The organism is Sunxiuqinia sp., from assembly GCF_055140945.1.
Window position 1 is genome coordinate 1 of the sequence record NZ_JBSQYS010000070.1, and the last position, 11,086, is coordinate 11,086.

11 protein-coding genes and 1 pseudogene are annotated in these 11,086 nt (G+C 39.1%); 5 read left to right on the plus strand and 7 right to left on the minus strand.

The genetic code is table 11. From position 1 onward, the window contains the following. Positions 1-304 precede the first annotated feature (304 nt). The 4 genes from ACTB00_RS19455 (at position 305) to ACTB00_RS19470 (ending at position 5,961) form a co-directional block, all read left to right on the plus strand. Positions 305-2,110 (plus strand): SLC13 family permease, encoded by a 1,806-nt coding sequence (locus ACTB00_RS19455; RefSeq protein ID WP_463301575.1) that lies wholly within the window; start codon positions 305-307, stop codon positions 2,108-2,110. A 113-nt stretch (positions 2,111-2,223) separates the two neighbouring features. Beyond that, positions 2,224-3,132, plus strand: a complete 909-nt coding sequence (gene cysD / locus ACTB00_RS19460; RefSeq protein ID WP_463301576.1) for a sulfate adenylyltransferase subunit CysD — start codon at positions 2,224-2,226, stop codon at positions 3,130-3,132. Positions 3,133-3,185: 53 nt separating this feature from the next. Continuing rightward, positions 3,186-5,081 carry a sulfate adenylyltransferase subunit CysN gene (cysN, locus tag ACTB00_RS19465; RefSeq protein WP_463301577.1) on the plus strand — a complete coding sequence of 632 codons (1,896 nt, stop codon included), beginning with the start codon at positions 3,186-3,188 and terminating at the stop codon, positions 5,079-5,081. Between the two features lie 346 nt (positions 5,082-5,427). Continuing rightward, a complete protein-coding gene (locus tag ACTB00_RS19470) occupies positions 5,428-5,961 on the plus strand; it encodes a hypothetical protein (RefSeq protein WP_463301578.1) in 534 nt (177 codons plus the stop codon). Positions 5,962-6,024: 63 nt separating this feature from the next. On the opposite strand, the gene ACTB00_RS19475 is transcribed toward ACTB00_RS19470, so the two are convergent. The 5 genes from ACTB00_RS19475 to ACTB00_RS19495 form a co-directional block, all read right to left on the minus strand. Next, entirely contained in the window at positions 6,025-6,870 is an 846-nt protein-coding gene (locus ACTB00_RS19475) for a DUF2202 domain-containing protein (RefSeq protein WP_463301579.1), read from the minus strand. A 16-nt stretch (positions 6,871-6,886) separates the two neighbouring features. Beyond that, positions 6,887-7,375 carry a Spy/CpxP family protein refolding chaperone gene (locus tag ACTB00_RS19480; RefSeq protein WP_463301580.1) on the minus strand — a complete coding sequence of 163 codons (489 nt, stop codon included), beginning with the start codon at positions 7,373-7,375 and terminating at the stop codon, positions 6,887-6,889. Between the two features lie 191 nt (positions 7,376-7,566). Continuing rightward, positions 7,567-8,085 carry a hypothetical protein gene (locus tag ACTB00_RS19485; protein ID WP_463301581.1) on the minus strand — a complete coding sequence of 173 codons (519 nt, stop codon included), beginning with the start codon at positions 8,083-8,085 and terminating at the stop codon, positions 7,567-7,569. After that, positions 8,082-8,504 carry a hypothetical protein gene (locus tag ACTB00_RS19490; RefSeq protein ID WP_463301582.1) on the minus strand — a complete coding sequence of 141 codons (423 nt, stop codon included), beginning with the start codon at positions 8,502-8,504 and terminating at the stop codon, positions 8,082-8,084. Before ACTB00_RS19490 ends, ACTB00_RS19485 begins: the two co-directional genes overlap by 4 nt. 48 nt (positions 8,505-8,552) lie before the next feature. Continuing rightward, positions 8,553-9,131 (minus strand): RNA polymerase sigma factor, encoded by a 579-nt coding sequence (locus tag ACTB00_RS19495; protein ID WP_463301583.1) that lies wholly within the window; start codon positions 9,129-9,131, stop codon positions 8,553-8,555. 506 nt (positions 9,132-9,637) lie between these two features. Here ACTB00_RS19495 and ACTB00_RS19500 point away from each other — a divergent pair. Next, positions 9,638-9,910, plus strand: coding sequence for a hypothetical protein (locus tag ACTB00_RS19500; RefSeq protein WP_463301584.1), 273 nt, complete (start codon positions 9,638-9,640; stop codon positions 9,908-9,910). Between the two features lie 13 nt (positions 9,911-9,923). Here the strand turns inward: ACTB00_RS19500 and ACTB00_RS19505 are convergent, their stop codons facing one another. After that, a complete protein-coding gene (locus ACTB00_RS19505) occupies positions 9,924-10,403 on the minus strand; it encodes a PaaI family thioesterase (protein ID WP_463301585.1) in 480 nt (159 codons plus the stop codon). 107 nt (positions 10,404-10,510) lie between these two features. Continuing rightward, positions 10,511-11,086, minus strand: a pseudogene (locus ACTB00_RS19510) (diphosphate--fructose-6-phosphate 1-phosphotransferase); the annotation flags it as partial.

Genomic DNA, 11,086 nt, shown 5'->3' on the forward strand with positions numbered 1-11,086 from the left:
CAGCTGGGGTTCGAACCCAGGACCCCATCCTTAAAAGGGATGTGCTCTACCAGCTGAGCTACTGAGTCATCCTGTATGTTGCCTTTTTGTTTAAAGGCGCTGCAAAAATATGTTTTTCAACCTAAACGACAAAAGAAAATATCAATAAAAAAAGCACACACAGCCAATAAAACAGGCAACTTTAAGGGTATGAGTAAATTATAACAGCATTTTTTTCTTCACCTAGGTTTCCTTTTAAATTAAGTATTTCACTCCATAGGTGGTTAGGTAAATAAACTTACTTTTGTTTCAAAAATCACTATTGATGACTTTTGAAGGCTATTTTGTTATTGCAGTTATTGTGGTCATGATAATTGCACTGATTAACGATTGGATGCGTCCAGGACTGCTTCTCTTTTCAGCACTTGTCGTGTTAATGTCGGCAGGAGTTGTCACCACCCAAGAGAGCCTTGCTGGCTTTTCAAACAAAGGGATGCTCACGGTAGCTGTCCTGTTTTTGGTTAGTGAGGGAGTTCGCCAAACCGGGGCATTGAATATTGTTGCCCGCGCATTTTTACCAAAAAGAAGAGGTAAAATGCCCATCACATTGACTAAAATTTTGATTCCTGTTTCTTTCATTTCAGCCTTCCTAAACAACACGCCGGTAGTCATCATTTTTGCTCCGATGATAAAAAACTGGGCAGAAAAGATGAACCTTTCTCCTCAAAAGTTTCTGATACCTCTGTCGTATGCGACTATTCTGGGGGGTATTTGTACCTTAATCGGAACATCTACAAATCTGGTTGTGCATGGCCTAATGCTCGAAAACGGGTTTGATGGATTGTTTATGTTTGAACTGGGGAAAGTGGGCATCTGGATCGCCCTGACCGGTTTTATTTATTTGGCATTCATTGGACATCGACTGCTTCCGGGCAAAAAAAACAACAATAAAAGAGATAGCCTGGACTACAAAGAGTATTTTTTAGATGCGACTCTCCCTTCCAACAGCTCACTCGCTGGCGAAGAAATTAATAATGGACGTACGCATCAATTAAAAAATATCATTATCCATTCGATTGAAAGAGATCATGAAATTATTGATGCCCGTAAAGGAAAATATATCCTTCATCAGGATGATAAGCTTGTTATTGCTGTAAAGTCTGAAATACTTGAAAACCTTATTCCTCAGCGTAAATTGGAATTCAAAGCTCTTAAAGGATTTGGTAAATTTTATAAAAGCACCGACATCAAACAAATTGAAGCTGTTATTGCTCCTCGCTTTCCCGGGATTAATCAAACAGTTGACCAATTTGACTTTTTAAACCACTACCAGGCCGAAGTATTAGCAGTCTATAGAAATGGAGAAACCATATCAACAAACGTTGGCGATTTCCGGATGAAAGCGGGAGACAGCCTGGTACTTCTAACAAACGAAAATTTCATAAAAAACTGGGGAGAATCTACCGGATTTTACCTGACTTCTTTTATTGGGGAGATTCCCCCACCACGATACAAAGGACAACGACTACTCGCATTATTACTCGTTTTACTAATGATTGTTGGTGCGACGATTGGTCGTTATTTACCCGAAGTTGGGGGGAATAAATTGGACATGTTTTACTTTGCGGCCATCGTTGCCGTTTTGATGGCCTGGATTAATATTCTTCCAAACCGGAAATATACCAAAGCGATTTCCTGGGACGTGTTAATAACCATTGCCTGTGCTTTTGGATTAAGTAAAGCCTTACAAAATTCTGGAGCAGCGGACAGCATTGCAACAACCGCGATTAATTTTTCAAAATCATTTGGGCCGATTGGTGTACTGATCACAATCTATTTAATTACAACAGTTTTCACCGAGATTATAACAAATAATGCTGCCGCAGCTCTGGTTTTTCCGATTGCCTTTTCAGCAGCAACTCAAATGGGAGTAGATCCAAAGCCATTCTTTATTGCAATCTGCATTGCAGCATCAGCAAGTTTTTCATCTCCAATAGGTTACCAAACAAACCTGCTGGTACAGGGACTTGGAAACTATAAATTTGGCGACTACACCAAAGTAGGATTACCCTTGAATCTGATCGCGTTTATTATATCTGTCACCCTCATTCCAATGATTTGGCCATTCTAAATAAGGACAATAAGAGTTAATACTCATTAAACTTCGGTCAGAATACCTTATTTTTGCACCCTAATTATTTTTTACAGTCTTGCTCGTGCAAATGCGCTTGAAAAATTGATATCATGAATAAATATAATCTGACCCATTTACGTGAATTAGAAGCTGAAGCTATTCACATTATCCGTGAGGTTGCAGCCGAATTTGAAAATCCCGTTATGCTATATTCAATCGGGAAAGACTCATCCGTTATGGTTCGCTTGGCTGAAAAAGCCTTTTACCCCGGTAAAGTTCCATTTCCATTGATGCACATTGACTCGAAATGGAAATTTAAAGAGATGATTGAATTCCGCGATAATTACGCCAAAGAAAATGGTTGGGACTTAATCGTACATCACAACAAAGAAGGATTTGAAAGTGGTGTTGGGCCATTTACCCATGGAAGTAAGGTGCACACCGACGTCATGAAAACGCAGGCTTTACTCGAAGGTTTGTCCAAGTATAAGTTCGATGCTGCTTTTGGAGGAGCTCGTCGTGATGAAGAAAAATCAAGAGCCAAAGAGCGTATTTTCTCTTTTCGTGATAAATTTCACCAGTGGGATCCTAAAAATCAACGTCCGGAGCTTTGGAACATCTATAATGCCAAAGTACACAAAGGCGAGTCAATCAGGGTTTTTCCCATTTCAAACTGGACCGAATTGGACGTATGGCAATACATCCGACTGGAAAACATTCCAATCGTTCCGCTTTATTATTCCAAAAAACGCCCAATCGTAGAAGTGGACGGCAACCTGATCATGGTTGATGATGAACGCATGCCAAAGGAATTAGCTGACAAGGCAGAAATGAAAGAAGTACGTTTCCGTACGCTGGGGTGTTACCCACTTACCGGTGCTGTTGCTTCAGAAGCGGACAACATTGAAAAAATTGTTGAAGAAATGATGACTGTAACTGTTTCGGAACGGACAACCCGAGTTATTGATTTTGACCAGGAAGGAAGTATGGAACAGAAAAAACGCGAAGGCTATTTCTAAACCACCACTATCAACATTCGACTTTGAATTATTAATTGAAGATTACACAACACATGGATATAAAGGCATTTCTTGATCAGGACGAAAAAAAAGATTTACTCCGCTTGCTAACAGCCGGATCAGTAGATGATGGAAAATCGACTTTAATCGGGCGACTTCTTTTTGACAGCAAACGACTTTACGAAGACCAGCTTGCTGCATTGCAGCGCGACAGTAAACGTGTTGGACATGCCGGTGAGGATATCGACTACGCCTTGCTACTTGACGGGCTAAAAGCCGAACGTGAACAGGGAATTACTATCGACGTTGCTTATCGCTACTTTTCAACCAACAGGCGAAAATTTATTATTGCCGATACCCCGGGGCACGAGCAGTATACGCGCAACATGGTAACCGGTGCATCAACTGCAAACCTGGCAATCATTTTAATCGATGCAACAAAAGGAGTAATTACTCAAACACGTCGCCATACTTTTTTAGTTTCATTACTGGGAATTAAGCACGTTGTATTGGCTGTCAATAAAATGGACCTGGTTGATTTTGATCAAAAGATATTTGATGATATTTGCTCAGATTATAAAGATTTTGTGACACAGTTGGACATTCCGGATATTAACTACATTCCAATTTCAGCTTTAAAAGGAGATAACGTTGTCGACAAAACCGACAAAATGGAATGGTACAAAGGAAAGTCAATGCTCGACTTTTTAGAATCGGTACACATCAGTTCCGATCGTAATTTTGACGACCTGCGTTATCCTGTACAATATGTACTGCGTCCCGACCGCGATTTCCGTGGATTTTCGACGAGAATTTCATCAGGAGTAATTCGCAAAGGTGAAGAAGTGATGGTGCTTCCTTCACGTAAAAAGTCAAAGGTAAAAAGCATCATTACTTATGATGGAGAGTTGGAGGAAGCATTTCCGCCACAAGCTGTTACGGTTACGCTCGAAGATGAAATTGACATCTCGCGGGGAGATATGTTGGTGCATCCTGATAATTTACCGCGAATTGAGCGCCATTTTGAAACGATGCTGGTTTGGATGGATGAAAAGCCAATGGATCCGACCACCCAGTTTTTCATTAAACATGCCAACAACAATACAAAAGCGCGTATCGATCAGGTCAAATATAAAGTTGATGTCAACAACCTTCAAAAATCAGAAATTGATCACTTGGAGCTGAATGAGATCGGACGGGCAGTTTTAACAACTAACAAACCGCTATTTTTCGACCCCTATAAAAAAAATAAAAATACCGGAGCATTTGTTTTAATTCACCCGGTAACCAACAATACGGTTGCGGTTGGAATGATAATCGACAAATTAAGCCCGGATGATTTACCCTCGAAAATTAGTGACAAACACCGCGATCAAATCCGAAAAGGAGAAGGATTAATTGCACAAAAAGAATATCAGAAACGATACAACCAAAAAGGAGCTACGCTCTGGGTAACCGGCCTACATGGATCGGGCAAAAACGAATTTGCTTTCAGCCTTGAAAAGCAACTATTTGACATGGGTGCAACAGTGGTATTGCTTGATGGAAGTTCGGTTCGCTCCGGCCTGTCTAAAGAACTGGATTACTCACCAACCGACCGGGCTGAACACTTGCGTCGGGTAGCAGAGGTTTGTCGGTTATTAAACGACCAGGGTGTTATCACGATATGCTCGTTCATTTCTCCCGACGAATCGATACGAACACAAGTAGCTGAAATAATAGGTGAAAATCAATTCCACCTATTTTATATGGATGCGTCGCTTGAGTTTTGTAGAAAGAATAAGCCTGATTTATATGAAGATGAAACAATTCAGTATGTTCCAGGAGTTGACATTCCTTTTGAAGCTCCTGTAAATGCAGCACTAAATCTTGATCCTACTCAAAATGGGAATAACCCTGAAAAAGTGATCGAATACATCCGGGAAAAGAAAATTTTCCCTCTACAATAAAGAAAGAAAGAAAGTAGACTACTTTTAAATATTGAAAGGCAGAGATTATTAGTTCTCTGCCTTTTTTTATTCCAAACGATTAATAATCAGATGGTCAACCAGCAAGCTGAATCTCAAGAACCTCTCATGATGTGCTGACTTTTTCAATCATTTGTATTTAAGCAAGTTAAATCTTCACTGTCGTTGTTAGGAAATAAAACACTCCTTTTCTCGTTAACTAGTTATCGATTTCGGTCAGTGTACAACCTGTCTTGATAACCAAAAGTGCGAGTTTAATAACTCGTCCCGATAACCCATTGACAATTAGTTTAAAATGTCTGAAATTAGCTACTCAATACAAGAAAATATGACTCCAGCTCAGAGGTTTTATAAATATTTTAACAATGAATACCGGGTAAGTAATGATACATCGTACCCGCAAAGTAAAAATGAATTTGTTAAAGAATTTATTACCCATACACCTGAAATAATTGATGAGCTTGAAACCAACTTAATTAAGCACGAAGTCCACGAATTCTATATTAAGGTTAAAAATCTGAAATACCTCTGCGAATATAGCGAAGAATTTAATCGTTATTGGCTTTTAATGAGATCGTTAAGCGGTGGTTTAAAGCGGCTATTGGAGGAACCGACAAAAGAACACGCCACGGATGTGTATGTCTATTATTACAGTAATTATGGTGGCAGACGAAAATTACGAAACGAAAGTTGGTTTGAGAATCATCGATGGGAATTTCTGGATAGACTGTCAGCGATCTCTAACGATGAAGAATTGAATGATTTTATCCTTGAAAAAATTGATGTGCTCACCAGCTACTTTCAATTCTATAAAAAGGAACTTTATTACTTCAGCCTGGAGCTGAAAAGACTCATAGAATAAAAGTAAATTAAAAAGGGGAAACAATATTCAATTGTTTCCCCTTTGACTTTTCATCAAAATTTACTAGTTCCCTCTTTTTCCATTCCCATAGCGATTCTGTTGCCCCGTCCCATCTAAAGCAGGAATACTATCACAAACAGATGAGCTGGATCCACCACTCAAACCACCATTGCCATTTTTACGATTGGCGTAGCCGTAACCGAGCGCGCAGCTTCCAGGTCCATGACCTCGCTCCATTTCTGCAGCTAGCGTTTCCGTATAATATTCGTCACTTAATAATGTTGGCTCATAATCAAACCCGTTTTGAGCCAACACACGAGTAAATGCACGCAGATGATTGCGCGAACCACGTAGTAAGTTTTCGTACACTAGCTCAATATCTTCGTTAGAAGTATCTTCCAAACGCTGTTCTAAGTCCAAAATATCCAGCTCCTCAACGTACGCTCCAACCTTAAGTGCTTCCGACAGCGAAACTTCGCCTGCCGCTTTCAGGTCACTATATATCCCTTGCAAGGTTTCATTCGCAAATACCCCCGAAGCATCAACTGCCGGGTCTTCAATTTCGAATTGTTCAAGCAAATAAAGCACCGCATTAGTATGGGTATTTTCACTGCGCGAAATATTAGCAAAAATCCGTATAGCATACTCAGCATTGAATAATGCATAAAGATCACCAGCGAGCTTTTCTTCTTCCCGCATCCATTTGAGGCCTTCGATTTCAGCATCAGTTAATTCAGTTGGTTCAACAACCAAAGCTGTCTTCAAATTATGAATTAATAAATCAGTGTTCCCATCAAGCCCTACTGAAAGTAAAGAAAGCTCTGACAATTCAGCTCCGCTCATTTCGTGCTGTTCGCAAGCTGTAAATACAATACCAACTAATAAAAAGATATGAGCTAATTTTTTCATTATAATCTCCCCTATTTTATCTATTATTATTCACTCTATTTCGTCCCTGTCCTCTGTTGCCAAGAAAATTGCCATTGCAGTTCCCCGACCCTTTTCTCCCACGTCCCTGACCTAAGCCTTTGCCATTGGGGACGCCACATCGTGTTCCCGAGTTATTTCTAAATTGCCCTCTGCCCGATTTCTGAATCGCTTGGTATTCTTTCTTTTGGTCATCATTCAGAATTTGTAAAACCTGACTACGATGATTGCTCTTTGCTTGTTGCATTTTATTGTAAACCTGATCTTTTTTATCCGAGTCAGTTGTTGCTCTGCGTTCTGCTCGAAAGGTATTCATCTCCGTCTGGTGAGTTTTTCCCAATTCCGCAATCTGGCTTTTCTGCTTGTCGCTCAAATTAGAAATTTCATTGATACATGGGAGCGATCCCGACGACTTAGGTTGACTAATTCCAACTCCTGAAAGTGCGAGTACAAACAGCACACTTAAAATCATTACTTTAATTTTCATCTCTTCAATTTTTAAAATTATTAATTATTTCCACAGGCTTTTCCTGAAAAATTTTACAAGCAAATGTTTAATTGAATATTTATTAATAAGACACACCTCTCTGAAAATACTTGCGCTTCATTTCATTTATTTTCAAAAAAAAAAGCTTCACAAAAACTGTGAAGCCGCTTAATGGAAAACCCAAGCAATTCCTATTGTCTTTTATGTTTTCCTCGCTTTCCTTGAGGGAGTTGAATATTTTGATCTGCCGACACCAGCGATTTAAAAATACGAGCCAACTGTTCTTTTTGCTCGTCATTACAAAGCTTTTTTAAACTAAGGTAAAACGTGTAGGTTACTGTTTTTAACTGGGCGTGCTTCGCCCCAATTTGCACAGACAATTCCTTTAAACGACTGTGATCAGGAGTTTCACGTATCATTTCGTCAACAAGGCTTGCTCTGAGGAATTCCAGTTCCTGAGTAATCCCTCGGGCTTGCTGATTAAAGCTTCGGTTAACCTCTCTGAAAAGATCAACCTGATTAGGGGTCAATCCGAGTTGTTCTTTAAAAAAGCGCGTACGTTGTTCTCCGGGCATTTGCGTCATTTCTTCATTCGGCTCTTGTTTAAGCTCAGTATATCTGTGGTAAGCAAACGACAAGATTGTTGAGACATTGGTAGCTAACAGAATCACCACCAGCCAGGCTAATATTTTTGTTTTTGCAATCATCATTCTTTTGACAATAAAAATTGTTCAATCGGTTCCTGCTTCACGCCATCAAAAAGTAACAATTCCGAAGTTACCTTTTCATTCTGATAATCTAAAGTTGAGAAATTCTTGCCAAGCATGATCCCACCACTTATTGCAAAGATTAATAGCACAGAAAATACAACAACTTGTGCCCATGATCTGGATGAGACTCCCAACTGTTCATGCTGCTCCATTTTCGCTTTTAATCTGGTATAATAGAAGGGATCGGCTGAAACAAGCTTTTCAGACTGAATAGTAGCAAAATCTTCATTCAATCGATCAAGATACAAGCTACACTCTTTACAGTGAACAAGATGCTCCTGAATGATTCTCATTTCATTTTCCAGCAACGACTGATCCCGAAAAAAAATTAGTTTTTCCTTGACATGCTTCTGCTCCATATCTGCCCATTTTTTAGTTTGACACCAAACAAGCTATGAAGCTTGCTCTCATATTTCATTTTTATAACACGCATACAACGATTTTTGTAAATTCAGTTTTGCTCGATGCATTAGTGACTCCACCGAAGATACCGACAATTGCATTACCTCGGCTATTTCTCGATACGACAAATCTTCAAACTTATTTAAGTTAAAGGCAATCCGCTGCCGCTCTGGAAGTGCATCAATCGCTTGATATAAATTCGCTTTTCGCTCGTTGTTTTCAGCCTGCAAATCTGGCCGGTCTGCATAGCTGTTTGATCTCAAATCCAACGATCGACTCGTTCCAAACAAGGTATTTCCAATAGATTGAAAGAGTGATTGCTTTTTATGATCGCGGATAAAGTTCAATGACTTATTAACAGTAATTCGGTAAATCCAGGTTGATAGCTTCGACTCTCCTCGAAATTTGTGCGCAGAATTAAATACCTCAATAAACACGTCCTGACTAATATCTTCGGCATCGTGCATATTGTGTACAAAGCTTTTGCAAGTGTTCACGACCAACAATTGGTACTTTTCTACCAGTTGTTTAAAAGCTCTCTCATCGCCCGTCTGTATTGTTTGAATTAACTGTTCTTCGTCCATCGGCAATTTTAAACTACCTACTTGACACAAGTTAATGAAAAAACTTGCACCATGAATTATTCTTTGTATGAATACAAGGCATTCGATGGAAAATTATTCATTCAATATTTTATATCTTTCTCCAATCAAAACCATCTAAGGTCACGGACCTAAAACCGAAAGCAATTTAATGTCGCTCCAAAAATCGCTTGATTTAATTGAAATTTTAGATCGTGTGAGAGCCGACTGCGGAATTGTTTATCCTGAGCACGACCTCAATTCGCCCGATGAAAATCAGTTACTTGCCTAAAAAGACTTGATTATTACCACCTCAACGTGTAATTAATCGAAGACTTTATCAACCTATTTCTTAAATTGAAATAGACGATTAAAAGCTCTATTAACATTTTTTAAAGAAAAATATCGGTCGTTCATCGATAAATTTCGGATACATGAAGTAAAAAAAGGTAATTTTGACAATATTAAGTATCGAAATAGCACGAACTTAAATTGAAAAATAGAAACACATGAAATTAATTATTCTCGCATCATCAGTCTTTTATTTACTAGGCTTAAAACTAACCCATGAGGTGAAAATTAATCAACCGCTTGTTCCGGATAGCGTTTCGATTACAGTTCCTGCTGAAATAACACCAACTCCCGAGATTAAGCACAGTGAAGAGCAGCTTCCCACAATCAAACAAAACAAAGAAGATAGTATCAACAACTATGGATCAACAGAAATTACAGCGCCTTGGGGACCGATGAAAAACAATCTCAATATTCCAGCTGAAGCATAATTAATCAAAACGATTATTCGTAGAAAGCTTCGATTCCGGGATAGTGAAATTTTTCGCGGGCAATTTCTTCCGAAAAAATGAAATACTTAACATCGGCTTCAGCACAAAGCTGGCTATTCTGATCCAGTATTTCAGCATGTATAATTGCTAATCTCTTATTCATCTCAACTAACTTTCCTTTTATTGTTAATTCGCCTTGATTGGTATAAACCGACTTTTTGTACTTTACCTGCATCTCAGCGGTAACTCCTGCCGTTTTACACTTTGTATAAACAACCCAAGCTGAAATTTCATCAAGCACAGTAGCCTGAATTCCACCGTGTAATACATTCTCCCAGCCCATAAATTCAGGACGCGGACTCCAGTTCGCAATAACGTTTTCGCCATCATCCCAAAATTCTAATTTAATCCCAATTGGGTTATGTGGCGAGCAGCCAATACATTGGTATTTTTCAGGGTCGTTATTCCGATGAACATTGAGTATCTTTTTCATAGACGATAATTTTCAAGGATAAATTCAGTCCCAAACAAACACGAATTTAACAAAAAAACCTCTGCGAATTAATCACAGAGGCTTAACTTATCTGATTCAATTAAGAACTATTTTCCTTTTTGCTCAAGTTGCAACGTAACAGTTGTCAAATCACAAACTTCAGTTGGTCCCCAATACTGAATCGGTCCCGGATACAAATAGCTGGTTTCGATCGCCCACCTTTCACGATTTTCTACAAGATACTTGTAAGGAGCCCCATCCAATTCTACCAATGCTTTTTGAATTACCGGTTTCATATGACCGTGGCGTTTTTCCATGTTCATCATTTGAGTTACCGGAACTCCGCCAGCGATCCATTCATCAGCAGGAGCAGTTGTATTTCTTACGCTCGCCATATAACCGGTTTTTCCTGAACCAATCAATACTGAAGCAGTGTACCCCAACGAGTAGCAATAATCAGCATCGAAGTTTGATGGAGCAGCACAACGTCCTTCATATCCAAAGAAGTGGTATTGTGTACCAAATTTTCCTTTAAATTCTCCGCTGGATTTCATGGTATCTAATTTTGTTTTAACCATTTCACCCAATAATTTTTCAGTCTCAATCAACGAAACCTGAACGTTTCCGTGTGGGTCACGATCTAAGGTCAGCTGATTTGCTATTCCAGTAGGTAATGATTGGAA

Bases quoted from the DNA above. Each gene is read 5' to 3' on its own strand.
- ACTB00_RS19455 (WP_463301575.1), top strand. From the start codon at position 305: ATGACTTTTGAAGGCTATTTTGTTATTGCAGTTATTGTGGTCATGATA.
- cysD (WP_463301576.1), top strand. From the start codon at position 2,224: ATGAATAAATATAATCTGACCCATTTACGTGAATTAGAAGCTGAAGCT.
- cysN (WP_463301577.1), top strand. From the start codon at position 3,186: ATGGATATAAAGGCATTTCTTGATCAGGACGAAAAAAAAGATTTACTC.
- ACTB00_RS19470 (WP_463301578.1), top strand. From the start codon at position 5,428: ATGACTCCAGCTCAGAGGTTTTATAAATATTTTAACAATGAATACCGG.
- ACTB00_RS19475 (WP_463301579.1), bottom strand. From the start codon at position 6,870: ATGAAAAAATTAGCTCATATCTTTTTATTAGTTGGTATTGTATTTACA.
- ACTB00_RS19480 (WP_463301580.1), bottom strand. From the start codon at position 7,375: ATGAAAATTAAAGTAATGATTTTAAGTGTGCTGTTTGTACTCGCACTT.
- ACTB00_RS19485 (WP_463301581.1), bottom strand. From the start codon at position 8,085: ATGATGATTGCAAAAACAAAAATATTAGCCTGGCTGGTGGTGATTCTG.
- ACTB00_RS19490 (WP_463301582.1), bottom strand. From the start codon at position 8,504: ATGGAGCAGAAGCATGTCAAGGAAAAACTAATTTTTTTTCGGGATCAG.
- ACTB00_RS19495 (WP_463301583.1), bottom strand. From the start codon at position 9,131: ATGGACGAAGAACAGTTAATTCAAACAATACAGACGGGCGATGAGAGA.
- ACTB00_RS19500 (WP_463301584.1), top strand. From the start codon at position 9,638: ATGAAATTAATTATTCTCGCATCATCAGTCTTTTATTTACTAGGCTTA.
- ACTB00_RS19505 (WP_463301585.1), bottom strand. From the start codon at position 10,403: ATGAAAAAGATACTCAATGTTCATCGGAATAACGACCCTGAAAAATAC.